The sequence below is a fragment of the Mycobacterium sp. genome, assembly GCF_002863225.1.
Classification (GTDB): domain Bacteria; phylum Actinomycetota; class Actinomycetes; order Mycobacteriales; family Mycobacteriaceae; genus Mycobacterium.
Window position 1 is genome coordinate 63309 of sequence record NZ_PKEK01000066.1, and the last position, 24489, is coordinate 87797.

Sequence of the window (24489 nt, forward strand, 5' to 3'; positions counted from 1 at the left end):
GCTAAACAATGACCGTAAATGAGACCGAAGCGCAGGAGACGCGCGAACCCGACGCAGACGCTGCGTCCGGGGCCCCCGCTGGCGGCGCGACGAAGGTGTACTCAGCCGATGAAGTGGGCGCGGCTGTGCCCGACGAGGCAAAACCGAGCCGCCGAGAGAGGTCAGTGTCCGTCAGTCTGCGGGGCTTGATCCTGGGTGCGTTGATTGTGGCGCTGGTGGCTGCGGTGGCCGCCTTGGGTTGGCTGTACGTCGATGCGCGCCACCAACTCGACACTCACGCCGCTCAGTCGGCCAATAAGGCGCGCGCGGAGAAAGTCGCGCTCGACTATGCAGTGAACGCCGCCACGATGGACTACAAGGACCTACAGGCCTGGCACGTCAAACTCGTCGCGGGCACCTCGCCAGAGCTGACCAAGAAGCTCTCCGACGCGGGCACCTCCATGGAACAGGTTCTGGTGCCGCTGCAATGGAGTTCGTCCGCGCAACCCCTGGTAGCCAAGGTCAGATCAACGACGGGCGGCATCTACGTCGTGGACAGTTTCGTCAGCGTTCAGACGAAGACCGTACAAGCGCCGGAGGCGCTGCAATCGACCGCGACGTACAGCACCACGATCGACAGCAACAACAACTGGCTGATCACCGACGTCGGGGGAATCGGTTCAGCGGTGGGGCCGAAATAGCACTCGCAAGCGTCTCGAGGGATGGGGTCATGGTGGCAATAAGAAACAGGGTTCGGCGCGGCGCAGCTGCCGTGGGCTGCACGGTCATGTTGGCGACGATGGGCGTCCTCACGGGACCGCCTGCCGGCGCTGATCCCGACCTCGAAGTCCCGCTTCCCGACCCGCCGTCGGACAGTTCCTTAATCAGACCCCTACCCGTCATCACGCCGACAGCGTCGTCGTGGACCCCGAAATTCCCCTTTCCGTACGACCAAACGAGGAACAAAGTCACTGCCGCGGACATTACGGCGATGCGTGAAATGTGTCAGTGGTACAACGCCCAATACGCCACACTGCGTTTTCAGATCGACAGACTGCAAACCAATCGGATCGGCAACGACGGTAAGGATTACGACTACACCCGAGATGGCATTCAGCAGCAGGTCGACATCGTTTCCGGAAACATCAGCCAGGCCGTCGACTTTCTGACCCCGCGGGTCCACTCACTGAGCCAGCCTCAGAATCCCTACGGCGACAACTACTTTCCCATCTATGAGGGCGAGGCCTTCTTCAAGCTCTGGGAGCAGTTGTCGAATGTCAACAACGGCATCTTGGCGCACCAGGCCGATTGGTTTACTGGGCCGTCGGTACAGAAAGCGAAGCGTTGGGGGAGCGACATCCACCGCTCCCATGTATGTGAAGGGTGAGTCGCGTGTGCGAAGTGAAGGTAAAGATCTCGGCCCGGCCATTTGGAGTGCTGAGCCGCCCCACCGGGCGGGATCGCGCGGCGCCTCGGCGCTACGCCCAACTTGGAACGTGTTCAGCCGCAATCGCATTGATGATCGGCAGCGTTGCCCTGGCTCCGTCGGCGGCGGCCGATACGACCGAAACTCTAAGGGCCGCGGTATCGGCAGCGCGGGGAGCGGCATGCGCGCCGTTGCGGTCCGATCCGTTGATCGATAAAGCGGCCGGCAAAATCGATGAGACCACTGATCGATGGATCAACATGACGGCGCGGGCCGTTCCGGAGTCGAACGCGTTACCGGTCCTGAAGGACCTCGGCTACGGCGGCACCAAGGCAACGATATTGTCGGGCGCTGCTCAGAGTCCGGCGAACGCAATAAAAGCAACCTTGTTGCAGGGCTTCGCCAAGATCCCCGACTGCTCGTGGACCGACTTCGGCGTAGCCACGCTCCACAACGCTAAGAAGGACATGATTTTCACGACAGTTGTGCTGGCTGCTTAATACGGACTGTTGCCGCTCATCGCCATGCATCCACATTGTCAACGCTGGAGGAGCCAAGTGAAGCAATTTCAATCGAGGGCGGTCGCGGTGGTTGTCGGTCTCACTGGCTTGGTGTACGCACCGGCGGCGCACGCAGAGGACACCGTCACCTACCAGATCTTCTCGGATTCGGTCGGCGAGTTGGCTGGCGTCGAATACCGCGACACGGCGGGTAAGCACTTGCTGCTGGACGTGCCGTTGCCTTGGACTCTGACGGTGCCGGTTGTCACCGCGACGAGCCCGACAAGCGGTGGCGCCGAACTGCGTGCCGACTGGCGACCCAACTTTCGGACGGCCGCCACCGTTGCGCGGGTTTTGCAGGGCCATTTCGTGACGGTCCGCATCATGAAAGGAAACGACGTCCTCTGCGAGAGCATCCTCGACCTAGGAAATGCCACATGCTACGGCAACGTGCCGCACACAGCGGAAAACGAATCATCGCCGGGCAACCTGCCGTGACCGGGCGACCCGGGGGGACCGCTCGACGATTTGGTCGCTGGCTGGCCTTGTCCGCGTCCGCAAGTGGGCTAGTACTCGCCGCGGCGCCGGCGGCGCACGCTGAGCCGAACGGCGGTGATCCGTCGAGTCCTTATCCGGCCACCTACCTCATCCTCGACTACTACAACAAGGTGAAATACGACGATTACTTCACCAACAGTGCTGGCGGCGTATGGTTTTCGACCCCACTCGGACTTAATTGTGGCATCTGGGACCGGGGCAGCTTCGGCTGCACAGGCGATATCCGGGGCGCCCCGCCAAGCACGACGAACGTCGGGTGGGTCAACGGAAACATCGAAACTCGCTACGATGCGTTGTTGGGGGCGCAGACCCCCCCGGGGCAGGCCGAGCGCGATCTTCCGCCACGGAATTACATCGAGTACAACGGGACCAGGTGTACCACGATGGCTGATACGAGCACGTATTGCCAGCACGGTGCGTTCCGATTCTTCGTCACGCCGACCCGGACTTATCTAAGCCCGCCGTGACGACTTTTGCCTCTGAACGTATTCGGCCAGTGGGGTTGCAACGACGTTGCCGCAGGCTCGACGAAGTGAGTGAGTTGAGTGTCTGCTGCGCTCAACGAGGACGCTCGTTCGAGCCGAAGAAGTTGGCCCAGCAAGCATTCGGTGGGTAGACGAACGTCGAACGTCACCCACTCTGAAATTATCGCCCGCGATTACACCGTGCGGCAACGACTTTCGTGGTCAGCTATGTCGCAATACCAGTTGGCTGGCGCGAGTACAGCTCAAGGAACGACTCGATCGGCGTACTGAGGACAATATGTCTTCACGGCCAGCACAAAGAATGGGTGGGCTTTACTCGGCGGGTCGATTCTTGTGTACCGCACGATGCGCTCTTCTATTTCCTGGGGATTTCTATGGAGCCAGAGGAAATAACACGCAGACTCCGCTTGACTGACCAGGTTGTCGTAACGTTGCACGAACCCCATAGCTTGGGCGTCCCGCACGAAGTCGGCATTGTCAGCCTGTGCCGCCGGCGCCCCCAGCAGCCCGAGCGTCACTCCGATCGCAACGCAACCATTCCTCAGTGCACACATGCCCATGATATTCCGTTCTTGGAGGCATTCTTCGGGGATGACGTCGTGGGGCTGAACGGCCGGAACTGAGTCCACCGCGCGTGGGATCTCACTATGGGCACAGGTCGATGAACGCTAGTTGGCTGAGCACCGGATCGATGAACGTTGCCCCGACCCCTTCGAACCCTGCGGCGCGTTTGTCGCAGGCATACCGACCATCGGTGAGCAGCTCGCCGTCGCTGCGGAACGCCGTCGGGTTGTGGGCGACCGAATAGACTTGGCGTGCCTGGTCGAGATATCGAATCTCATTAGGCGTCAAGGGGGTCAACGGATCGGCATGTGCTAGTGGAGTGACGGCCGCGCAGACGGCCATCGCCACGAATGTTCCGACCGCTAACCTCTTTCGGCTGCTCACGTGGATCCCTTCTGAGTATGCCCGCGCATGACTTCGAGCGATCCTAGCTGGATCAGCCTGGAGCGGGAACGTATCGGCGGCTCTTCAAGCGGAGCGCGAATCGCCATGCACGCCAACTGCTTACCTCCGTTCGCGAACGGTAAATTATCGCGCCAAAGCGGCTGCTAATCAGAGCGTTTTTATTCTATACTAGATTACGGCCAGATTTTGTGATGAACTAAACACCAGTTGAGGTGCAGGCTATCGATGTTCAGAGTGCGGTGCCTTCCTTGGATCGAAGTCGCTCAGACTGGGGGTGGGTTCTTTTTGTGGTGGCGAGTGGCGCGTTCGCGCAGCGGCTGTTGCCCGCCAAGCCGTACGACTGCTCGTAGGCACACCGGCAATCGTGTACCTACGACACGAACGATGGCATCACGATGTGTCGAGTGAAGGAAGGCTTGCCCGTGGATGTTGGAATTCAGGTCGAGGGTCTGACGAAGTCGCTTGATTTTCAGCGACCGACGCTCAGGCCACTCTTCGATGACGAACTGAGGCCCGCGCTAGATGCGACGGCGGGTTTTCTTTCCGTGAATGCGTCCACGCTGGAGCCGCTACGACAGGGGTGTTCAGCCGCAGCGACCGCGGCGAAAGAGACGGCGGACCGGCTGGGTGTGGCACATACCCAGCGGACCATTGAAGGTCCCGGTGGCTCCATTGAACTGTCCATCTTCAGGCCGGCCGACACCGACGCTCGAGCACCGGCAATGTACACGTTGCATGGCGGCGGAATGGTCATGGGGGACCGGTTCTTTTTCTTCCAGGAGGCCGGTCACCTGCAGTGGGCGCGGGAATTCGGGGCAGTCGTCATATCTGCGGAATACCGTCTGGCACCGGAGTTCCCAGCACCGGCGGGCGTGGAAGATTGCTACGCAGGCTTCGAGTGGGTCGTCGCGAACTCCGACGAATTGGAAATCGACCCGGATCGGCTGATCATTGCAGGAGTGTCGGGCGGTGGAGGCTTGGCGGCGGGCGTATCGCTTCTGAGCCGCGATCGGCAGGGTCCACGCCCGCTGGCGCAGATGCTGATCTGTCCGATGCTCGACGACCGCTTGGAGACGTTGTCCGCCAGTCAGTTTCGTGACACCGACGGGGTTGGGGGTGCCTGCTCGGCGGAAAGCGCCGCATTTCTGTGGGATTGCGTGCTTGGTGCGGGTCATCAGGGTCGAGAAGTCGACCATCACGTGGTACCCGGCCGGGCCACCGACCTTAGTGGGTTGCCGCCTGCGTTCATCGACGTGGGTTCGGCTGAGGTCTTCCGCGATGAGAGCGTCGCCTACGCGTCCAGGTTGTGGGCGAGCGGCGTACGAGCAGAGTTGCACGTCTGGGGCGGGGCGTTCCACACCTCCGACATCATGGTGCCCACCGCGGCCGTGTCGGTCGCAGCGCACGCGACGCGCGCCGACTGGCTCCGCAGAACGTGGATGGGCTGACCAGGGCACCAGAAAGCGTTTCGTTAAGTCCTCCAGGTACAGGAGTCAGTTGCGGTAGGGGTACGCGGGCACGTTGCCCTCGCCCCAAAACGTCCGCGCAGCGTGCCCAGGAGATGTTGGCGAGTCGGCGAATTTCGGCGTCGACGGTGTTGTGTAGGCGGGCGGCGCGTGGCCGGGTGAACAGTCTGTCGGATCGGGCGAACAGTAGGGAGTGTGTCGGCGATTGCCATGTGTCCCAATGCTGTTAGTGCCGCTCTATGTCACGCTTAGCAATGCCGATGGATCGACTTACTGAACCTGTTGGGTGAGTGCGGTATTCAACGTACGGTGGTCGACGGATTCTCCCTCGCGCTCACCCGGCGACGTACCCGTCTGGCCGGAGGAGGATGCCGCCTACCGCCGGCAGGTGCCACCCTCGTAAGGACACTTCGGGTAGGGCGTCCACGTAATCGGTCCGCCCCGTGCAGGGCGCGGGGAGGGCGGCCAACCCGTCTGCTCCGAGATTGAGGAGCGCAGGATGGGTTTGTTGCATAAGGCGATAGGTGTCGGCTTTACCATCGTAAGTGCGCTTGTGCACGAAGCGCTTTTGTTCCACCACGCCGCCAACGGCGACGACGTCACTCGCAACCTGATGCGCTTCGTCCGCGGGGTTTGACTGACGCTAACCCTAGAGCTTCCAGCTGCGGCGCTTGTGACGTTTGACGAACCCACGGCGGTGCAGTCCGCTTCCATTGAAGTCTAAAGACTTAACAGCAGTAGGGAATTCATTCTCCGCCCACTTGACCAACTCCAAGCCTCGTGGTTTCCAGGTTTGGTCGAACCACTTCGAGTGGTCCGTAGAGGCACAGAGGGTGTGCCAGCTATTGCTAGGAATGGTCTGCACCCAGTTGCCTTCCTCTCCCGCTGGTGTTTCTGCTCCTGGTCCGAACCACACGGTGCCAGAGCCGTCGGCGTCCTCTTGGACGCTCGGCACCTGCTGTCGATGCCTGCGAGCTTCTGGTCGGTTTCTAGCAGATAACGAGTTTGGCTGTCGTACAACGTGAATGACCAAAACCGAGCCGCAAGGCAGGGGTCCGGCAGCGTGACCTTGTACGTCTTTCCGCCGTCGAAGTACTCGCCGTCGAGAGCGGCCTATGCTGGCGGCGTAGGCTGAGCGGTGCCCGCCTTCGCGAACGACATCGCCGGGTGATGCCGGGGGTGACGAGTGTAACATCTCTCGCGCATCCAGCAGTCGCTTGCAACCGTCGGCGAACTGCGAGCTACCGCCGATAAACGGGGTGAAATACTTGCCGGTCGGCAAAGATTGCGTTCGTCGCGGGGGGCGAACACGATGGCTCGCGCCGTTGCATTGCCCACCGCAACGGCGTCGGTCAAGTTAGCCTTCATCCGATCATCGGGCGCGCACGGCGTGCCCTTATTGATGCCGTTGGTAGCGAACAAGCCGACCGCCTTGGGTGGCCGACGGCATCAGCAGGTTCATGCTGCACGACGGTGCTCAACTCTTCTTAGAAGTGGAAGGTGTTGGCGTGAATCGTGTTGGACTGCAACCGCGATAGATTGACGTGATGGTGACGCTGGCTCGTCTGATCGCGATCATGACGCGGCACAGTGCGATGCCATGTGTACGCTGCTTTGAGCGAGCAGTGCCGGTTGGTGCACGGCGCGGCGCAGAACCGCGGAGCCTGAGCTGCTACTTAACTTCGCCGTTGGCGATGCGCATGGCCTTCATTAGAACGACCCCCTGTTCGGGCAGATGTCCTGAACCGACCGATCGGCGAAGTCTAAGGCAGAGTCGATTCCCCAGCCCGAATGCATCGACTTGACGTGCTGCCCGGCGTCCCAGAGTGAACCACCGTTGGGCGGTTCCATGAACTTGCACACGCCGCGAGCCTCCATGATCGCCTCATGGTCGCCCATTACGATGCCGTCCCCGGCGATCGCCTGGAGGAAAACGGTGTAATTGGGGTCAGCGTGCGCTGGCACCGCAAGCACGATCATCAATGGTAGAGCGGCGATCGCCGCGAGCTTCCTCCACATGGATCAGATCCTACGACCGTGCACGCCGAGTCGGAAAGAGTTCGTTCCGGTATGCGGTCGGAGGTGATCTTTGCGATGGCTCGCTCAGCCGACCGCCCGTATGGCGTGCGTCGTATCGCCCGCTCGAGGCGCAGAGGCCAACGCTTCCTAGTCATCTCACACCAGGTGGCACGGAAGGTCTGGCGATCGTCGAGCCGACGACCGTCGCGCGGGTTGTCGCGTTCGGACTCCGCGACCGCCTCGGGGAGGCGTTGGCGGAGCTTGTCGTCGGGATGTGGCACGCCGCGCTACGCACCCTTACTAACTACCGCCTCAAGGCCCGTTACGGGCATGCGGTGTTGAAAGCGAGCACAACGAAACTCGAGCACCTGATCAAGTCTGTCGTCGCCGAAGGGGTTGAGTTCTGTCAAGGCATTGGCGACTGGGGGTTTTGCCAATTCTCGGCCGTCGTGTCGGCGACACCGGGCCGGGCCGATGCATGCCCCTTGCGGACGCCTCAAAAAGGCGGCCTGCGCGAGTGTGTGGTCGTTGGCCTTCTCCAAAGTTGTGATGGTGCAGATACGTTGGAGCAGGGCCGGATTGGTCCGGCTGCCGGTCATCCCGTCGAACAGCGGTGGTAGGCATGGAGCGGTGCGGTGGCAACAGGCGGGGTCGATCGAGGGGGCGACCACGCCGTCGGTGGGTCAGAGAAAACGGCGATCTCGCGGGTTGCGTCCGGAATGCTTCACCTTGCCCTGGCACGTTCGAGCGCGCGGATGTGGCCGTCGCGCCGCCCGCAGTAGACCAAGCGTGAGCAGTTTGCGTGCCGCGGCAACCTTGGTGATGTGTTGGCCGCGGCAAGGTTCGATACAGTCTTCGTCGGCGGCGAATTGGTCGTCGTGGGGTGCCGCTGCACCGCCTCGACGGTGTCGGACTCGCGGCGGCGCGGGGTCAGCCCGGTCCAGGAGCTCAGCTGGGCGGCACGGTGCATGTCACCGATCTCGGTCCCGAACACCGTCGCCAATGGCTTTTCTCAGAAGGTTTTTCGCAGGAAAGGAGGGCGCTGGGTGACCAGCATCTGCGTCCGTAAAGGGATCGTGTGAGTGAAGAGTACTTCGCCTCGGCAAGAAGCCTACTGTTCGTTCCAGGCGATCGCCCCGACCGCTTCGCCAAAGCCGCTGCCAGTGGCGCCGACGGTGTTGTCTTGGACCTCGAAGATGCGGTTGCGGCGCCCGGCAAGGAAGCGGCGCGCCAGCATGTTGACAGCTGGCTGGCGTCCGGCGGCGTGGGCGTGGTGCGAATCAACGGATTCGGCACGCCATGGTTTGAGCCAGACGTCGCCATGGTCAGCGCGCACCGGTGCGTCGTGATGCTGCCGAAGGCCAATCGGCCGCGCGACGTCGTCGACGTACGGAGTTCCCTGCATGTGGACACGCCGCTGATTCCGCTGATTGAGACGGCGTCGGGAGTGCTTGATGCGGCAGCCATTTGCGCCGCGCCCGGGGTGGTTCGGGCCGCTTTCGGCAGTGTCGACCTGAGTACCCAACTCGGCATCGATCCCGCGGATCGACAGGCACTTGCGTTCGCTCGAAGCGCGGTCGTGCTGGCTTCCGCTGCAGCCGGCGTCGCCCCGCCGCTGGACGGCGTCACCACCGATCTCGACAACGCCGACGTCCTCGGACACGACGCCGAACATGCTGCGGCGCTGGGATTTACCGGAAAACTGTGTATTCACCCAGCCCAGATCTCGGTGGTCAATCGAACTTTCACACCGGCGCAGCGCGACGTCGACTGGGCACGAAAAGTTGTGGACGCGACCGGTTCCGGCGGCGTCGCGGTAGTGGACGGACAGATGATCGACAAGCCTGTTGTAGAGCGCGCCGAGCGGATCCTCGATCGCGCCAGATCGCGTCAATGAGCGCGCCCCGGGCATTCATCGGCAACACCATCGAGTTCCATACAGATTGTTCGAATATCGAGTACGTTTCTAGATGCGTCAAGCAGCCGTCGACTCCGCGTGACGTGAGGCGGCCGCCCAAATCCCGCGCCCAACGATCGCAGCAGCCACATCGTGAGAGGAGATCACCATGCCGTCAAAGACCGCTGAAACAGCCGTGTTCCTGTGGGGTGACAGGAACGCGCCGGCGTCGGTCACCGTGGAGGCGGCGAAGACCGCGGCCGCTAGCGGTGGCGTCGACGGGTTCGCGATGTCGGATCAGCTGGTGAACTTCATCCCACCATCGCTGTGGACGCCGGAGAACACACCTTTGGCGGACTTCCTACCCGACCCCGATTCAATGGACGACGCTTTTTCCTTGGCCGCCTATGTCTACGCGTCCACGCCGGGCATGAACCTGACGTTGCTCACCGATTCCATCCGCAACGGCCCGGCCCAACTGGTGCACGCGATGTTGACGCTCGCCAAGATCACCGAGGGTCGCGTGACCTTTCTGATCGGTGGTGGCGAGGTCAAGCAGTGTAATCCCTTCGGATGGAAGCGGTCTCAGGGGCTGTCGCGGCTCGAGGATCTCTACAAAATCTTCCGGAAGTTCATGGACAGCGATCGCCCGATCTCCCACGAGGGCAATCACTGGAATCTCGACAAAGCCTTTCTCGGCGCGGCCAAGCAGTACCGGCCGAAAGTGTGGGGCCTCGGCGGCGGGCCAAAGATTCTCGACCTGTCGACCAGCCATAGCGATGGCTTCGCCGGAGCGGCGCCGTGCGTGTGGGCCACCCCTGAGGACGCGGCCGAATACATCAGCAAGCTGAAGGCGGACGTCGCCGCCAAAGGCAGGGATCCTGAGCGATATCGTGTCGGTGCGCTGATCCCGGTCCTGGTCCACGACGACGAGGAGGTCATCGAGCGCGCGCTGGACAACAGGCTGGTGCGGTGGATCGGCGCAATCTTCGGACGCACCCAGCCGCTGGAGTGGCGTCGGCACGGCATCGAGCCGGCGGTGCCCGACGGGTGGACCTATTTTATGAAGATGAAGCCGCACGACACCCCGCCGGCGTTCGCCGACGAGGTGGTTGCCAAGGCGACCCGGCGCATGACAGAACTCAGTTATATCTGGGGTAACACCCAACAGGTTGCATCCCAGATCCAGGCCTATGTCGACGCCGGAGTCGATTGGGTATCCCCGGTCGATTACCTGCCGATAGTCAGCGATCCGAGCGAGGGTGAGGCGTCGCTGGCGCGGACCATCGAAATCTGCTCGATCCTGAAGGCGGCCGTCGCCGTCACGTAGTCGAGGTCCTGGCGCGAGTTTAGACGCCCCGCTGCTGGGTCTTCAGGATAGTTTCCAGCGCGTCGAGTGCCTCGCCGGTGTACACGGCCAGTTTCTGGACGTGGGGCACGGACTCGCGGCATGCCGTGTAACTGATATCGACCCCGCCGGCATAGCTGGACATCGTGATGTTCAACGCTTGCCCGTGAAACAGAACGGACGGGCCGTAGATCTGCTCCACTCGACAACCGTTGAGGTACATGCGATCCCGCGGGCCGGGAACGTTCGAAATGATCAGGTTGTGCGACGTGGCCAGGTAGCCACCCAACCGCAGAATCATCTCCGTGATGTGCGGCCCCAGTAACAGCATCGTGAAGGGCCCGACTTGATCAGCAGGCAAAGACTCCTGAAGCGACTTGCCCGCTTTCACCGAAGCGCTTACCGCCGTGAGTCTTTCGAGTGGATCGGCGATATCGGTGTGCAGTCGCGCGTACATGAAAGTGAGCGCGTTGCCGACGTTCCCCGCATCGTCTTGGGGCCGGATGTTGACGGGAATCTGTCCGATGATTGTCTGCTCAGGCAGCGCGTCGAGTTCGCTGAGATAACGCCGGAGGGCGTCGCCGGTGATGGAGAGGAAGACGTCGTTGACCGTCACACCGGCCGTGTGCGCGATCGACTTGAATTTCGCCAGTTCGTAGTGCTGAGTCGCAAAGCGGCGGTAGCCGCTGATGCGGTTGTTCAGGATGGTGTGGGGCGCTTGGTAGGGCCCGACGAGGGGCGATGCGCTGTCCAACCGTGCGCTGAGCGTCATCATCGCCAGCCTCTGTGCTGCGGATGCTGTCGCCCGGGCGGTCCGCAGCACCGCTGCGGCCTGGCGCAAGCCAGGCAGCGAAGTCGAATCGGGCGCGCCCGCGGCCGCTGCCGGCGATGACGGTGCCCGCTCGCTGCTGCCGGGCAGCCACGGCGGGCCCAGGTCGGCGGTCTGGGGATCAACGCTCAACATTCCGGCGATCTGCCGAGCTGCGCCGACGCCGTCGAGCTGCCCATGGTGGAACTTCAAGAAGATCGCAAACCTGCCTTGTGCCAGACCTTCGATGACATATGCCTCCCACAGCGGTCGCTGCAAGTTCAGCGGGTGCGAATGCAACTCCGAGATCAATATCCCTAGTTCTCGTTCCCCTCCCGGAACCGGCAGCGCGACGTGGCGGAGGTGATAGTTGAGATCGATCTCCTCGTCGGTCAACGACTTCCACGCCGGAAGGGGACGCCGAACCAACTGAAGGTTGAACGGCGGCGCGAAAGTGCGACACTGCCGCCACTGCTCGACCAGATCGGTGACGTAGGAGGCGGGCGCGTGCGCCGGTGGCGTGAGAATCATCAGCGGCCCGAAGTGAGCTGGAGCATGATCCTGCTCGACGTAAAACCACGCCGCGTCGACAGGATTGAGCAACGTGCTCACGGCGTCATCGGAAGTGTTGGCGGCGAACAACTGTGCAGCAACATACGCTGAAATTTAACACGTATTCAAAAATTGGAAGAGGGGTTTCCGCAACTTGTTCGCAGGCCTCTGCGGCCATCGGAAGCGCGGCGTTGGCAGGCGCAACCAATCGCAATGACGACCGACCAGCGCGGTTAGTCGGTGGGCTTGGGCGAGGAGCTTGTTGAGTCGTTGCTGGTAGCCGACGTGTGACTGGCACTCCTGTCAGCCGGGTCGGGACGGGACCGTGCCGCCTCTCGCTGGGCGAATTTCAGCCGCGAGATCCGTTCCAGTCGCTCCATGTCGTGCAGAATCGCCGCCAGCTCTTGCAAATAGGCCGCACGACGTTCGGCGAGATTTTTCCCAGGCTTAATCAGCTTTTGGTCGGCGGCCACTTGGCGAGCGGTGGCGAACAGGAGCGCAGATACCGCCTCATCGCTGCGAACCCGACCCTGAGCGGCGTATTGGCGTCCTACACCTAGCGCTGATTTAATCAACGCTTTTTCGCCGATCTCAGTCGGCGCGACGCGCAGCACATCGGCGACGATCTCGTACGCCTCGAAGAATGGCCGCAACATGGCATGGGCCATCAGGAGACTTTTGTCGCGCAGCATCGCGTCGATCTCGGCGCCGCCGGCCACCACGCGCGCCTCCCAGTCGTCATACTCGTCCATCTCCTGAGAGAGATGAGCACGGAACGCCGCCGAGTCGGCAAAGTAGAAGTCGAACTTGAGCAGATCACGCAGTCGCATGGCCTGCGCCCAGAACGCGGCCAGCCGGTCACCGTCGGCCCGCGCGGCGAAGGTGAGGGACAATTCGACGATCGAGGTTTCGAGAAACGCGTGAATCAGCGTGTTCCGGTAGAACGCGGCCACGTGTTCGTGTTCCGGCTCGATCCGCCAGACGGGTTCGTGGCCCCCGTCGACACGCGTGACCGGGTGGCCGCCTGACAACGCATCTACCGCGGCGCGCACGCCATCGTGGGTCCGCAGTCGCCGCGCACTGTCGGTCATGGGTGTTTGGTCGCGCTCAAGGTGGTCCAGCGCATCCTGCAGCGTGTGGTGCAGCTGATCGAGTGTCAATGCAGCACCCCTGGTGGTAAGCAGCAGGGCCGACACCAATCCGGTGGCATTGACCGGCGTCGCGCGCAAGATTCGCCACGCCACCTCGATCGCCATCTTTTGCAGCGCGAGCCGTTTGGTGCCACTGTCCTGGGCGCTCGGGCCGTCCGGCGCGCCCAGGTATTGCCGCATGGACACGGCGGGGGGAAAGCGGACGTGGATCTTGCCGAAATTGCGGTCGCCTTGGGCCTTGATGAAGTTGTAGAACCAACCCATGCCCTCGGGAGCTTTCTCGCCACCGCGGGCGTACGACGCGTATTCCGCCGTTTCATGCAGCTGGTCGAAGCTGATCGAGACCGGTTGCAGCAGAATGTCTTCGCTGCGACCGTCGAAGTACGCGCCGGCGACATAGCTGAGCAGACCGAGTTTGGGGGGCAACATCTTGCCTGTGCGTGACCGCGTACCTTCGATCGACCAACTGAGGTTGAAGCGCTTTTCGACGAGGTAGCCCACGTACTCTTTGAGCACGTGCTTATACAAAGGATCGTCAGAGATGTTGCGGCGGATGAAGATAACGCCAGCCCGGCGCATCAGCGGTCCCATGATTCCGAACGCCAGATTAATTCCGCCGAAGATATGCGCTCGCGGTAGTTGGTTCTCCTGCAACGCGACCGTCAGCACGAACGTGTCCAGGTTGGACCGGTGCGAAAACAGCATCACCGCAGGATGGCTCCGAAGGGCACGCTCCATTTCGGTGATCTCGTCGCGCCTGTAGTCAATGTCTGGATCGAAGCCGCGACGGAAAATCAACCGACCCAGGGTCGGAATGAAATCGACCGACACCCTGCTCCACCCGGTCGCCAGCTCATCGAGGATCTTGCCGGCGTCTTCGACCGTCGCGCCCGGCACGGCCGCCAATCCGGTGCGAAAGCGCGCGGAGGCGAGCATCTCGGGCTTCACCAAGCGCGGTGACTTGTATTCGGGGCCGAGCAGGCGGTATTCGACCCGCTCGATGGCGAGTACCGCCCGTCGGGTGACGAAGCGGGCGAAATCGCGTGGATCCTGTTCAGCTGCGGTGTCGCACCACTGTCGACGTAACTCACCGACGGTGGCGGGCTCCCCGGCCACGACGCGGGCGCGCGATGCTTCGTTACGCAAAATCCGCCGCTGCCGCCGTTCGCTGGGCCGGTACGGATCGCGACCCGCCAAGAGCGCCAGAATTTGCGAACGTTTGGGCAGCCTGGCCGCCGGCATCCAAAACACTCGCACCGGAACCACCGCGCGGGCGTCATCGGTTGCCAGGTGTTGGACCAACTGATCAACCACGCTGACCGGTGGCGCGCTGAGCGGCATTCGCAAGACTTCGACCTGAACGTGGGGATGCTGGTGGCGCTGTTCACGCAACCAGTCGTCCAGCAAATCTTTTTCCACTGACGACGACACCGCCGCCAGCACGAGGGCATCGTCCGTCGCGGCGAAGCTGTCTAACTCCTGAGTTCGGATGCCCACTACTGGCCTCTCATTGATGTCGCCGGTTGCCTGCCGCGGGACCCGACCCTTTACCGGCCGGCGGTGTTGGCGCCGTGGACTTTCGAGGCGTTCGCTTTCTCGGCTCGTGGGCGTCACCGAGTTGAGGCGAGCCGCCCCGATCCGGCCAGTCCCTCAACGTGCTGCGGTAGAGATCGCGAACTTTGGCGATGTGCTTGGGGAGATTGGACGTTGTCCACCGATCAACCGAGATCGGCGCAAGAACCGCGACGTCGACCGTGCAGGGATGCAGCGTGGACGAGTCGCGGGGCGCAATCGACTCGGCGTTACGAATCACCACGGGGATAACGGGAATCTTGGCTGCCATCGCGATCCGAAATGGGCCTTTCTTGAAAGGGCCCACGCCATCGGCGGGGTCACCCCGGGTTCCCTCCGGTGCGATGATGACCGACAGGCCCCTTTTCGCGAGCTCTTCGACCTTGTGCAGCCCCTCCACGGCTGCCCGGGCGTCGTCGCGGTCGATGAAGGCCGCGTCGACGATCCTGCCGATGGCCCCGGCGACAGGGTCGTTTTCAAGCTCTTTCTTGCCTACCGCGGTCCAGTTGTCGCGTACCAGCGCGGCAGTGATGAAGACGTCGAAGACATTGCGGTGATTGAAGATAAACACGGCTGGGCGCTGGGCGGTGAGGTTCGCTTCGCCGACGACGTCCAGGTTCACTCCACCAGTCGCGAGCAGCAGTCGTGGCCAGTTTGCGGTAAAGAAATTCACGCCCTCGCGCCTGTTGCGCGACACGACGCCAAGTCCCACCGCGCCTGCGGCCACGGGCAGGAAACTTCCGAGGCCGGCGACCGTTCGCAGCTGTGACAGCGATTCGCCGACCGACAGCCTCATCACTTGCCGCTTTCAGTCGCTCGCAGGGACAACGTTGCCAGGATCGGCGTCGCGGGTGAGTCCTCGGTCTCGGTCGATCGCCACCTGTGGCTCGCACTCGGTATCACGGGATCGACGGCAAAAACCGACACTCGCCGACCCGTTCGTGCTGGTGCGCCCGGGCCGAACGGTCGTCGTGGGCACGGCCAGACTGCTGCCTGGCCGCAGGGGAGATGGGCAGCTGACCTACCTCCGATCAGGTCGCTCGTAGCCTGGGGGAGCAACGCGGCGAGACGCCTGGACTCTCGGTATTTGAAGATAGATTAAAATATACGGGCGTGCTGCAACAAGTGCAAACCTCTGGCGAGCTAACGGGCCTCGATCGGTGTTGGCACATGCGAGAACGCGACTGCAAACGCGACCTCGCGGCGAACTCGGCGGCCGGGATGCGACCGGGGCCCGAAGTCGACTTGACTACGGGCGGCTATAAGAATTTATTCAAACGTAGAAAAAATTTTGTATGGTGTGTTCGGATGGACGCTGTGACCCGGATCGCATCACAAGCGCGCTGATTCGAGACCGAAAATCGCCCGGCTCGGCTCGTCAAGCTAGTGATGTGGTCAAGCACTCCGGCAATGTTGCCGGAGTGCTAAACGGGTCACCCAGATGCCTCGCGAGCGGGGGAGCCGGGAGCTAACCGCTGAGATGTTTCGGAAGAAGGAAGTGCAGTGCGCACACGATCAACCCAACCCGGAATCCCGATTACTCGGCAGATGGCCGACATGCGGCCTGCTATCTGGCTGATCCGCGGGCGGCGGCGACGGCCTTCGGGGTTCTCTCAACGAATGTTCGGCCGGACCTCGTGGCTGGTGGCGGGATTGATCGAATGACCTCCCCGTCCGTCGCACGTCCGACAGATAATCCCTCCAACTTGGCGGTGTCCTTTCTGTGCAGGTACGTCCCCATGGCGCCCGATCTCGAAGGCGACATCGATCTGACCAAGCAACAGCCGGCAGATGACCCGAAAGCTCCGGCGCCAGACACGAGGCCACCGGTCGACCCCTGCATCAACGGATGTGCCTAGCAGGGCGATCCTTCAAACATCAACGCATAGAGGAGACGACGCATGGGCATCGGTATTGAGGTAGAGGGCCTGACCAAGTCCTTTGGGTCCCAGCGAATCTGGGAGGACGTCACCTTCGACCTGCCCGAGGGCGAGGTCAGCGTGCTGCTGGGGCCGTCGGGTACGGGAAAGTCGGTGTTTTTGAAGTCGTTGATCGGTTTGCTGCGTCCCGAGCGCGGCAAGATCGTGGTTGACGGCGTCAACATCCTGGAGTGTTCGCCCAAAGAGCTCTACGAGATCCGCACGCTGTTCGGTGTGATGTTCCAGGACGGCGCATTGTTCGGGTCGATGAGCCTTTATGACAACACCGCATTCCCGCTGCGTGAGCACACGAAAAAGAAGGAATCCGAGATCCGCGAGATCGTGATGGAAAAGCTCGAACTCGTCGGTTTGGGCGGTGACGACGGCAAATTTCCCGGAGAGATCTCCGGCGGCATGCGCAAGCGCGCCGGCCTGGCCCGCTCGCTGGTACTCGACCCCAAGATCATCCTGTGCGACGAGCCCGACTCCGGTCTGGATCCCGTCCGTACCGCCTACCTGTCGCAGCTGCTGATCGACATCAACGCCCAGATCGACTGCACGATCCTAATCGTGACGCACAACATCAACATCGCCCGCACGGTGCCCGACAACATGGGCATGCTGTTTCGAAAGAAGTTGGTCATGTTCGGTCCGCGCGAGGTGCTGCTGACTTCCGATGAGCCTGTGGTCGAGCAATTCCTTAACGGTCGTCGTATTGGCCCGATCGGCATGTCGGAAGAAAAGGACGAGTCGACGATGGCCGAGGAGCAGGCCATGGTCGATGCCGGGCACCACGATGGCGGAACCGAGGAGGTCGAGGGCGTGCCCCCGCAGGTCAACGCAACCCCCGGAATGCCGGAACGCAAGGCGGTGGCCCGTCGTCAGGCGCGCGTGCGCGAGATCATGCACACCCTGCCCTCGGCCGCGCAGGAAGCCATCCTGGAGGACCTTGACCGGTCCAACCAGCCTCACGACAACAGCCCGGACGACGAGGCCACCGCACGGCATCGCGTCAGCCTGGACGATTCACCGACGCAAGTCATCACTACGAGCGCACGTGGCAGCGATGAGCAACATGTGCCGCTGTGAACAGGTGGAAGTCAACGACGTCGGGCGTTGACGATTGGGGAGAAAAGAGAAGTGGCCTGATGGACAGAATTGACGAGACCAAGTTTGTATGGGCGCTTGTGGATTCCGCTCGGACCTTCCTGAAGCCGGACGCGCAGATCAAGTTGTGGGTGAAAATCGGTGCCGGTGACCAGGAATCCGCCGTTGTCGATCTAATCCTCGGCTTCGTGCGCAACGATGCCGAGCTGCCGGCCGAACTGGCTCCATCACTGAGCAATTGGGCCGACGGCTATCGCCACAGCGACCGCGAGCCCGACCTGCGGTACCTCGTAAGTCGCGTGCGGGTCGGTGAACGCGCGCCCCGGTTCGCGCCAAAGACCACTGACTACCGCAGCAATTTTTATCTAGATTAGATTTAGCGACAAAGGAGTCGGATTGAGGTGAGAAGCCGGTCGATAATGTTCCGGATGCTGTGCGCCGCCATATTGACAGTCGGCCTGTGGGGCATCACCACGTCGGCACCTTCCGCCGGCACGGCCCGAGCGGCGGGGTTCGAGAGTTTGATGGTGCCCTCGCCGGCAATGGGGCGCGACATTCCAGTGGCCTTTCTGGCCGGCGGTCCACACGCGGTATTCCTTCTTGACGGATTCAACGCCGCCCCGGACGTCAGCAACTGGGTGACGGCCGGTAATGCGGCCAATGCCGTTGGCGGTAAAGGAATCTCGGTGGTAGCGCCCGCCGGTGGCGCCTACAGCATGTATACCGATTGGGAGCAGGACGGCAGCAAGCAATGGGACACGTTTTTATCCAATGAGCTGCCGAACTGGTTGGCCGCCAACAAAGGTCTGGCGCCCGGTGGTCACGGCGTGGTCGGGGTATCGCAAGGGGGATACGCGGCGGCGGCGCTGTCAACCTTCCACCCCGACCGGTTCCGCTACGCCGGGTCTTTATCCGGATTCCTCGCCCCCGAACGGACCGGAGTCGACGGGACAATCACTGCGGCGCTAAAGCAGGGTGGCGCCGATAGTGACCACATGTGGGGTCCGCCGCAGCTGGGTCGCTGGAAGTGGCACTCGCCGAATCAGAACGTCCAGACCTTGATTGAAAACAATACTCGGCTGTGGGTCTACAGCCCGGGCAGCGGAGCACCAACTGACCAGGGCGCCATGGCTGGCTACGGCGACATTGCCCAAGGCACGAACGCGACTTTCTATTCACACTTCCGAGATGACGGCGGCAACAACGGCCACTTTGATTTGGGCCACGGCGGCGGCAATGATTGGCCGACCTGGAGTCGGCAGCTCAGTGCAATGTCAGGCGACCTTGCCGCGAACATCCGCTAGTGATCACCATCAGGGAGACGAGACGCCATGAGTGACAGAGGCTTTCGCCGTACACGGGTAGCGAAGCCGAGCGGAGCCGTTGAGTCCGCAGGTGCGACCGCCAGGAACAGAGATCGGTCGTTAGTCGCCCTCATCGTTGCTGCGGCGACGTGCAGCGGTGGCGCACTCGCAGTCGCACCACGCGCCAGCGCCGTTCCCGCGCCTGAAGTGGAGTACTTGTATGACATTTCAGTTCGACGTCAATACAACTTCGGTAATGCCGGTGACCCCATCGGCTACGCCCACGGGATCTGCGACAAAGTTAGTAATGGTGAAGGCTACGCCCAGGTGATGGGTGACGTGAGAAATGACGTGCGCCCTAACGATGAGTTTGCGGCCAACTATCTCGTCACGAACGCCGTGAACATCTTTTGTCCGGCACAGCTATGGCAGCTCCGCAACTCAGCTGCCAATTACATGCCACCGCCGCAGTAGAAGGCCACGACGGCCCGACCAGGGTTGGTCTATCCGCCGGTGCCATCGCCCAGATCGGGTGCGTAGGAAGGCGGGGGATAGACACCCCGGAGAAGCCACGCGTACGCCACGATGCCGTATTCCAGCTCGTCACTGGCGTCGTAGTCCGGGTTGGGATTCATCTGGCTAATCCTTCGTCGCAATCACTCATTTTTTACGCTAACTTAGATTATATCTAAGTCCGACGTCTGTGGCTAGGCGATAAGTGAGTCGATTCTGAGGCAATACGGTTCTCAATGTCGTATCTCGCTCGCTGTATGAATCGGGAATCCGCTAGTCGACGGGTAGATGGCCCCGAGCGGCCGGGCGTCGATCGGCGCCCATACGACTCGAACGCCGCAGCTCGCCGGCCTGAACACGCCGCGCAGCGCCGTTGATCCGCCGGACGGGACGTTGCGCTAGTTTAATCTAAATTATATTATTTGCTGTGTGTCTCAGTTGGTGAAAGTGGACGAGGGTTGCTCGGATGAAGCCCCCACTTGCCGTCCTCCCGCGGGTACAGCCTCAGCCGACGCAACGGCAACGAACCGGGCCTCACGCCGCGACACACTGCTGTGCGCTGCCACCAAATTGTTCGCCGCGCGGGGCTATCACGGTACGACGATGGACGACGTCGCGCTCGCGGTCGGCCTGAACAAGGCGACCCTGTACCACTACTACGAGAGCAAGTCGCAGATCCTTTTCGATATCTGCCAGCGAGCCGCCGACTTCACGGTCGAAGCCGTGCATGACGACTTATCAGCGCCGGCGCGCGAGACGATCTTTGGCATCACCCGCCGGGTCCTCGAGGGTGTTGCCGACGACATCGACCGCGCGGCCGTGTTCTTCCAGGAGGGACCCTACTTTTCGAGGTGGTTCACTGCGGAACAGGTTGCATACATTCACGACCGGGAAACTCAGGTTCACCGGCGTCTCTGCGGCGTGATCGATCGCGGGGTCGCTAGTGGCGAGTTTTCCGACTGCGACGCCCAGGTGCTCGCGCTGGGCTACCTCGGCATGACACTGGGTTCCTACCGATGGCTTTGGCCACTCGGCAGGCGCACTGTGGCCGACATCGCCGTTGAGTTCAGCACCGCGCTGTTGCGAGGGCTGATCCGCGACCAAGCGGTACGGAATACGTCACCGCTAGGTATTTGATCGATGGACGAGTCGACGCGCCAAAATCCACCGACTACGTGGCAAATGCTGTTGTCGTTGCCAGTCGCGTGCTCAGATGCTGAAATTCATTGCAGGTTAGCGAGTTTGGGCCTACCTGACAGTGATCAAGCGGGTCAGCAACCGGGGAAAGCGCCTCCAGAAATTTTTAATAAATAGTAGAAAAAAAGTCTCTGATGTGATCTTATTGATGTGTGCGAGATCACTAGACGGGTTCAGGGTCGCTGCTATGTCGCAGGTCGGTGCAGCGCACTTATGACCCGGATCATTCACTCTCGCAGGCGGTTACAGCGCTATCGGAGGTGAGTAAGACCGCCTAGGGGGTGCTTGTCAGCAGCACTGCCGGTGTTTCGCGCGGCCTAACGGGGACCCCGTGCGTGGCCGTGGTCACGGTTAGCGGTTGCCGACCGCGATTGGCTTCACCCGGAGAAAGGGGCAGCGTGGCCCGCCATCGCCTTGAGTCCGACGCCCATGATTGGGGTCCGGAACCTAAAAATATTGCCTCGCTTGACTTTCGGAAGCCGGGCCGCCTGTGCGTCAGAAACGCACACCGGCGAATCGCTCGTCTCGCACTGACCACTGGGACGATAGCACCTCTGGTGCTCGCCTGTGCCGCCGGCGGCACAACGCGCCAAATCTCCCTTCCCGCAGCAGTTCGTCCCTCAGCTCACGTTGTCGAGGCGACCGTCGACGCGCACCCGCATCCTCCGTCCGGTCCCGAAGTCATCGCGGCGGCGTCTGCGACGGGCTGGCATATCGTTGCGGCATTCACCGCTGGCATGTCGCCAGCCGCAGCGGTCAATTCGCCTGTCTCGCTAGGAATCCCCTCGATGGCACTGGCTGCATATCGACATGCCGAGCAACTGATGGCCGGTTCAGAGCCGCGCTGCGGAATAAGTTGGAATCTACTGGCTGGTATCGGACGTATTGAATCTGGGCACGCTAACGGCGGTGCGACCGATGCCCGCGGCACGGCGGTTCGGCCGATCTATGGACCCGCTCTGGATGGCACATTGCCAGGAAACGAGACGATCGTCGAACGCAGCGATAACGGGAACGTAAGCTACGCACACGCACTGGGCCCCATGCAGTTCCTGCCCGGCACCTGGGCCCGGTACGCCGTTGACGGCGACGGTGACGGTGTGGCCGATCCCCAGAATCTCTTTGACGCTGCGCTGGCTTCCGCGCGGTATCTGTGCAGCGGCGGGCTGAATCTGCGGGACCAGTCTCAAGTGATGGAAGCGATTTTGCGCTACAACAATTCGACGTCTTATGCACGAAATGTGCTGGGTTGGGCGGCAGCTTATGCCACCGGAACGGTGCCAGTGGATCTGCCGCCGCTGGCGGGGCCGGCGCCGCCGCTTGGTGACGCGCATCTCGACAAGCCCGAGGGACTGGGCCCAGGGCTGCCGCTGAACGTCCATGGTCTACCGGCCACCGATCCGCTGGTACAGAATCCCCTGATCGAGATCGGCCAGTCTCCAGGACTTGAGCAGCAACCCCAACAGCCACCGCCTTCGGAGGCACATGGTTGCACAGTTATCTGTATCGGGCGGTAGGGAAACGATGCCTTTTGCACGAATCCTCCAGTCGGCGCCGATTCGGCCCACTGCCTCGCCGACCCGATCCGCTGCCAGTGGGCGAAGAAGAGGGATGGAACAGGAGTAGATCAGTGAATCGAGCTGATGAAGGAGTACTCGCCTGGGCGCTACTAGAGTCTGCAACCGCAATTTTGCAGCCTGCCCATCGTGCAACGCTCTGTACGAAAATCGGTGCTGGCTATCGCGATAACGCGATAAGAGATCTGCTCGCGTGCTTTGCAAATACTCAGGCCGAGCTACCGTTCGAATTGGCAGCGCCGATACGGAAGTGGATCCAGGGCTACGCGGGAAGTGATCGTGAGCCGATCCTCCAAAACGTCTACGGCCGGATCCGGGTGTCGGCGAGAAAGCAGCCAGCAGCAGCCGGGGGCTCGAGGAATGCGTTTGACCGCTCGCCGCACCGACTCGTTGCCAAACGCAGCGAGCATGCACTGCGCTCGACACCGTGAAAATATCAGGAGTCGCGGCAGAATCGTTGGCCCGACGGCGAACGTTGATCCGCCATGTCTACCTGGTTTCCAGATAACGCTATGGGCCGTGCGAGAAATGGCTCGGTATTTCTTTGCGGAGTCGTCGCGGATGGTGCAAGGTCGCGAAATGTTCGATCAGAACGCGAACGGCGTTTGGGAGCCGATCGCGGCAGGTTTGTCGGGCGAGATGCGGCAACACACTGCGCTGCACCTCCGGGTCCTGCGAGCTACGCGACGTTTGAGAACGTGTGGGAGTGTCGGAAACCGTCAGGTTTGACGACGACCTCGGCATCGGTCGACGTCCGAGCGCCGTCGATTTAGGGCCGCGCCGCCGCGTGCCAGCCGATCTTAGTGCCGCTCGTCCGAGCCAGCCCGCTGTGCCCGATGGTGTGAAGTGTTTGTCGCACAATCGCACTCGGAGTCGCTGCTGGTGATTGCGAGGCATGGGTGAAGGTCATTCGCGGTCACTACTCGACGGAACGACGAAAACTGGCGGCCTTGCGGGCGGAAATCCTGTGTGATGTTGGTGTCGGTTTCCGCCAGCTTTCTTGGCCGCGTACATGGCGGTGTCGGCGCAGGCGATGAGTTGGTCGATCAGATGTGCTCTGCCCTGCCGGTCGAGCAGGGTGATTGGCACGCTGCTGGTTCCCAAACTGGCTGTGACCCCCTGCGGGGTGTCGGCGATCGCGACACGCAACACGTCCGTGGCGGCCGGTTCAGCTGTAACGCAGCGCTCGGCGATCAGAAATTCTTCTCCGCCAGCGCGGCAATCACCGCGCCCGCACTGCTGTTGACGCGAAGCGCGTGGCCGACGTCGACAAGAGCCTTGTCGCCGGCCAAATGGCCATAGTTGTCGTTAACCAACTTGAAGTGATCGAGATCGATCAAGGTGATCGTCAGATAGCTGGCGTTAGCGTGTCTCGCAATGAGGCGGCTCGTATGGCGGTAGAACCCGCGCCGGTTCAGCAAGCCGGTAAGTGCATCGTGATCGGAGCGCAAAATATCGCTTGCCATAAGGTGCAGCATTGTTTGGATCGCATATGGGGCGCCGACGCTGAACAGTAAAAGGATAGTCAATTCACAGCCAGCCAGTACGGCGTCGCCGCGCCGTTCAACAACTTGCCACGTCAAATAGCCCGCGACAGAAAGACTGACGCCGAGGTTATAAGTTGTCGCCTTCGCGCAATGCATCAGCGCGATGTAGCTGCCCAAGACAACAAACGCGTAGCAGCCGGTCAAGCCTGCGATCGGGTTGCTCTGACTCAGGCAGGCGCTTGCGATGGCCGCGTCGCCGAGAAACACGTACAGCCGCGACTGTCGAAGCGTCGGCCACCGAAATAGCCACAAGACGGCAAGTACCGCGCCGATCACTGCGGCTAGGCAGTCAGCGGTTGATGCCGCCCCATGAGGGCCAGCAGGACTTGAGAGCATTGCGGCAGCAACAGCCGCAAACGTTGCGGTCACCACAGCGACCCCTATTCGGGCGACGGGCTGCACACGCCGATCATCGAGGTAGAGGGCAAACCAGTCGAACCGATCTGGCTGCCGCCACCAACGCCGTAGCCAATGGTTCATCAGCTGCCCCCTGATACCCCACAGAAACTGTTGCAAGCTTGGCGTAACGACGTTGGTTTTTAATGGCCAGTCAGATCGGAATCCGGAAATCCGAAAATACAGGAAACGGGACCGC

22 protein-coding genes and 5 pseudogenes are annotated in these 24489 nt (G+C 61.8%); 16 read left to right on the forward strand and 11 right to left on the reverse strand.

What is annotated here, in order from left to right; translation table 11 throughout:
* Nucleotides 1–8 precede the first annotated feature (8 nt).
* The 5 genes from CYU59_RS20995 to CYU59_RS21015 all read left to right on the forward strand — a co-directional run bounded on the left by CYU59_RS20995 (nucleotide 9) and on the right by CYU59_RS21015 (nucleotide 2930).
* Nucleotides 9–680, forward strand: a complete 672-nt coding sequence (locus CYU59_RS20995; RefSeq protein ID WP_293002299.1) for a hypothetical protein — start codon at nucleotides 9–11, stop codon at nucleotides 678–680.
* Nucleotides 681–766: 86 nt separating this feature from the next.
* Nucleotides 767–1366, forward strand: a complete 600-nt coding sequence (locus tag CYU59_RS21000) for a hypothetical protein (RefSeq protein WP_293002301.1) — start codon at nucleotides 767–769, stop codon at nucleotides 1364–1366.
* A gap of 131 nt (nucleotides 1367–1497) precedes the next feature.
* Entirely contained in the window at nucleotides 1498–1905 is a 408-nt protein-coding gene (locus CYU59_RS21005) for a hypothetical protein (protein WP_293002303.1), read from the forward strand.
* A 57-nt stretch (nucleotides 1906–1962) separates the two neighbouring features.
* Nucleotides 1963–2403 carry a hypothetical protein gene (locus CYU59_RS21010; RefSeq protein WP_293002305.1) on the forward strand — a complete coding sequence of 147 codons (441 nt, stop codon included), beginning with the start codon at nucleotides 1963–1965 and terminating at the stop codon, nucleotides 2401–2403.
* A gap of 47 nt (nucleotides 2404–2450) precedes the next feature.
* The gene (locus CYU59_RS21015) at nucleotides 2451–2930 is read left to right on the forward strand and encodes a hypothetical protein (protein ID WP_293002307.1); all 480 of its coding nucleotides are present in this window, start codon (nucleotides 2451–2453) and stop codon (nucleotides 2928–2930) included.
* Nucleotides 2931–3190: 260 nt separating this feature from the next.
* On the opposite strand, the gene CYU59_RS21020 is transcribed toward CYU59_RS21015, so the two are convergent.
* Together CYU59_RS21020 and CYU59_RS21025 are read right to left on the reverse strand one after the other, a co-directional pair.
* The gene (locus CYU59_RS21020; RefSeq protein WP_363115111.1) at nucleotides 3191–3508 is read right to left on the reverse strand and encodes a DUF732 domain-containing protein; all 318 of its coding nucleotides are present in this window, start codon (nucleotides 3506–3508) and stop codon (nucleotides 3191–3193) included.
* Between the two features lie 85 nt (nucleotides 3509–3593).
* The gene (locus CYU59_RS21025; protein ID WP_293002371.1) at nucleotides 3594–3854 is read right to left on the reverse strand and encodes a hypothetical protein; all 261 of its coding nucleotides are present in this window, start codon (nucleotides 3852–3854) and stop codon (nucleotides 3594–3596) included.
* Nucleotides 3855–4312: 458 nt separating this feature from the next.
* On the opposite strand from CYU59_RS21025, the gene CYU59_RS21030 reads away from it, so the two are divergent.
* A complete protein-coding gene (locus tag CYU59_RS21030; protein ID WP_293002309.1) occupies nucleotides 4313–5365 on the forward strand; it encodes an alpha/beta hydrolase in 1053 nt (350 codons plus the stop codon).
* Between the two features lie 352 nt (nucleotides 5366–5717).
* On the opposite strand, the gene CYU59_RS29030 is transcribed toward CYU59_RS21030, so the two are convergent.
* Nucleotides 5718–5897, reverse strand: coding sequence for a hypothetical protein (locus tag CYU59_RS29030; protein ID WP_363115113.1), 180 nt, complete (start codon nucleotides 5895–5897; stop codon nucleotides 5718–5720).
* Between CYU59_RS29030 and CYU59_RS21035 the strand changes: the two genes are divergently transcribed.
* Nucleotides 5883–6020: a hypothetical protein gene (locus CYU59_RS21035; RefSeq protein ID WP_293002311.1), complete on the forward strand. Its 138-nt coding sequence runs from the start codon at nucleotides 5883–5885 to the stop codon at nucleotides 6018–6020. The genes CYU59_RS29030 and CYU59_RS21035 overlap by 15 nt on opposite strands.
* Before the next feature lie 12 nt (nucleotides 6021–6032).
* Here CYU59_RS21035 and CYU59_RS29035 read toward each other — a convergent pair whose 3' ends face one another.
* The 3 genes and pseudogenes from CYU59_RS29035 to CYU59_RS21040 all read right to left on the reverse strand — a co-directional run bounded on the left by CYU59_RS29035 (nucleotide 6033) and on the right by CYU59_RS21040 (nucleotide 7402).
* A complete protein-coding gene (locus CYU59_RS29035) occupies nucleotides 6033–6158 on the reverse strand; it encodes a TAT-variant-translocated molybdopterin oxidoreductase (protein WP_363115115.1) in 126 nt (41 codons plus the stop codon).
* Nucleotides 6104–6475, reverse strand: a pseudogene (locus CYU59_RS29040) (DUF1214 domain-containing protein); the annotation flags it as partial. The pseudogene CYU59_RS29040 and the gene CYU59_RS29035, both read right to left, overlap by 55 nt.
* Before the next feature lie 618 nt (nucleotides 6476–7093).
* Nucleotides 7094–7402, reverse strand: a complete 309-nt coding sequence (locus CYU59_RS21040; protein WP_293002313.1) for a DUF732 domain-containing protein — start codon at nucleotides 7400–7402, stop codon at nucleotides 7094–7096.
* 251 nt (nucleotides 7403–7653) lie between these two features.
* Between CYU59_RS21040 and CYU59_RS21045 the strand changes: the two genes are divergently transcribed.
* The 3 genes from CYU59_RS21045 (at nucleotide 7654) to CYU59_RS21055 (ending at nucleotide 10629) form a co-directional block, all read left to right on the forward strand.
* Nucleotides 7654–8022 (forward strand): hypothetical protein, encoded by a 369-nt coding sequence (locus tag CYU59_RS21045; protein ID WP_293002315.1) that lies wholly within the window; start codon nucleotides 7654–7656, stop codon nucleotides 8020–8022.
* Nucleotides 8023–8480: 458 nt separating this feature from the next.
* Nucleotides 8481–9299, forward strand: coding sequence for a CoA ester lyase (locus CYU59_RS21050; RefSeq protein ID WP_293002317.1), 819 nt, complete (start codon nucleotides 8481–8483; stop codon nucleotides 9297–9299).
* 169 nt (nucleotides 9300–9468) lie between these two features.
* Nucleotides 9469–10629 (forward strand): LLM class flavin-dependent oxidoreductase, encoded by a 1161-nt coding sequence (locus CYU59_RS21055; protein WP_293002319.1) that lies wholly within the window; start codon nucleotides 9469–9471, stop codon nucleotides 10627–10629.
* A gap of 19 nt (nucleotides 10630–10648) precedes the next feature.
* Here CYU59_RS21055 and CYU59_RS21060 read toward each other — a convergent pair whose 3' ends face one another.
* The 3 genes and pseudogenes from CYU59_RS21060 to CYU59_RS21070 form a co-directional block, all read right to left on the reverse strand.
* Entirely contained in the window at nucleotides 10649–12067 is a 1419-nt protein-coding gene (locus CYU59_RS21060) for a wax ester/triacylglycerol synthase family O-acyltransferase (protein ID WP_293002321.1), read from the reverse strand.
* 173 nt (nucleotides 12068–12240) lie between these two features.
* The gene (locus tag CYU59_RS21065) at nucleotides 12241–14655 is read right to left on the reverse strand and encodes a glycerol-3-phosphate 1-O-acyltransferase (RefSeq protein WP_293002323.1); all 2415 of its coding nucleotides are present in this window, start codon (nucleotides 14653–14655) and stop codon (nucleotides 12241–12243) included.
* Between the two features lie 10 nt (nucleotides 14656–14665).
* Nucleotides 14666–15496, reverse strand: a pseudogene (locus CYU59_RS21070) (lysophospholipid acyltransferase family protein); the annotation flags it as partial.
* Between the two features lie 1135 nt (nucleotides 15497–16631).
* Here CYU59_RS21070 and CYU59_RS21075 point away from each other — a divergent pair.
* Genes CYU59_RS21075 through CYU59_RS21090 form a run of 4 tightly spaced genes read left to right on the forward strand, consistent with a single transcriptional unit; the run spans nucleotide 16632 to nucleotide 19534 of the window.
* On the forward strand, nucleotides 16632–17738 hold the full coding sequence (locus tag CYU59_RS21075) for an ATP-binding cassette domain-containing protein (protein ID WP_293002325.1): 1107 nt from the start codon (nucleotides 16632–16634) through the stop codon (nucleotides 17736–17738).
* Nucleotides 17735–18130: a hypothetical protein gene (locus tag CYU59_RS21080; RefSeq protein ID WP_293002327.1), complete on the forward strand. Its 396-nt coding sequence runs from the start codon at nucleotides 17735–17737 to the stop codon at nucleotides 18128–18130. The genes CYU59_RS21075 and CYU59_RS21080 overlap by 4 nt, the downstream gene beginning before the upstream one ends.
* 27 nt (nucleotides 18131–18157) lie before the next feature.
* Complete coding sequence (locus CYU59_RS21085) at nucleotides 18158–19060, forward strand: alpha/beta hydrolase family protein (RefSeq protein WP_293002329.1); 903 nt, start codon at nucleotides 18158–18160, stop codon at nucleotides 19058–19060.
* Nucleotides 19061–19087: 27 nt separating this feature from the next.
* Nucleotides 19088–19534 carry a DUF732 domain-containing protein gene (locus tag CYU59_RS21090; protein WP_293002331.1) on the forward strand — a complete coding sequence of 149 codons (447 nt, stop codon included), beginning with the start codon at nucleotides 19088–19090 and terminating at the stop codon, nucleotides 19532–19534.
* Between the two features lie 29 nt (nucleotides 19535–19563).
* On the opposite strand, the pseudogene CYU59_RS21095 reads toward CYU59_RS21090, so the two are convergent.
* A pseudogene (locus CYU59_RS21095) lies at nucleotides 19564–19689 on the reverse strand (hypothetical protein); the annotation flags it as partial.
* A gap of 433 nt (nucleotides 19690–20122) precedes the next feature.
* On the opposite strand from CYU59_RS21095, the gene CYU59_RS21100 reads away from it, so the two are divergent.
* The gene (locus tag CYU59_RS21100; protein ID WP_293002373.1) at nucleotides 20123–20710 is read left to right on the forward strand and encodes a TetR/AcrR family transcriptional regulator; all 588 of its coding nucleotides are present in this window, start codon (nucleotides 20123–20125) and stop codon (nucleotides 20708–20710) included.
* Nucleotides 20711–21525: 815 nt separating this feature from the next.
* A pseudogene (locus CYU59_RS21105) lies at nucleotides 21526–22200 on the forward strand (lytic murein transglycosylase); the annotation flags it as partial.
* A 1053-nt stretch (nucleotides 22201–23253) separates the two neighbouring features.
* On the opposite strand, the pseudogene CYU59_RS29045 reads toward CYU59_RS21105, so the two are convergent.
* A pseudogene (locus tag CYU59_RS29045) lies at nucleotides 23254–24374 on the reverse strand (GGDEF domain-containing protein).
* Nucleotides 24375–24489 lie beyond the last annotated feature (115 nt).

What these genes read in the sequence shown, in the direction of transcription:
- CYU59_RS20995 (WP_293002299.1), top strand. Translation starts at nt 9, where the DNA reads ATGACCGTAAATGAGACCGAAGCGCAGGAGACGCGCGAACCCGACGCA.
- CYU59_RS21000 (WP_293002301.1), top strand. Translation starts at nt 767, where the DNA reads ATGTTGGCGACGATGGGCGTCCTCACGGGACCGCCTGCCGGCGCTGAT.
- CYU59_RS21005 (WP_293002303.1), top strand. Translation starts at nt 1,498, where the DNA reads ATGATCGGCAGCGTTGCCCTGGCTCCGTCGGCGGCGGCCGATACGACC.
- CYU59_RS21020 (WP_363115111.1), bottom strand. Translation starts at nt 3,508, where the DNA reads ATGGGCATGTGTGCACTGAGGAATGGTTGCGTTGCGATCGGAGTGACG.
- CYU59_RS21025 (WP_293002371.1), bottom strand. Translation starts at nt 3,854, where the DNA reads ATGGCCGTCTGCGCGGCCGTCACTCCACTAGCACATGCCGATCCGTTG.
- CYU59_RS21030 (WP_293002309.1), top strand. Translation starts at nt 4,313, where the DNA reads ATGTGTCGAGTGAAGGAAGGCTTGCCCGTGGATGTTGGAATTCAGGTC.
- CYU59_RS21035 (WP_293002311.1), top strand. Translation starts at nt 5,883, where the DNA reads ATGGGTTTGTTGCATAAGGCGATAGGTGTCGGCTTTACCATCGTAAGT.
- CYU59_RS29030 (WP_363115113.1), bottom strand. Translation starts at nt 5,897, where the DNA reads ATGCAACAAACCCATCCTGCGCTCCTCAATCTCGGAGCAGACGGGTTG.
- CYU59_RS21040 (WP_293002313.1), bottom strand. Translation starts at nt 7,402, where the DNA reads ATGTGGAGGAAGCTCGCGGCGATCGCCGCTCTACCATTGATGATCGTG.
- CYU59_RS21055 (WP_293002319.1), top strand. Translation starts at nt 9,469, where the DNA reads ATGCCGTCAAAGACCGCTGAAACAGCCGTGTTCCTGTGGGGTGACAGG.
- CYU59_RS21075 (WP_293002325.1), top strand. Translation starts at nt 16,632, where the DNA reads ATGGGCATCGGTATTGAGGTAGAGGGCCTGACCAAGTCCTTTGGGTCC.
- CYU59_RS21090 (WP_293002331.1), top strand. Translation starts at nt 19,088, where the DNA reads ATGAGTGACAGAGGCTTTCGCCGTACACGGGTAGCGAAGCCGAGCGGA.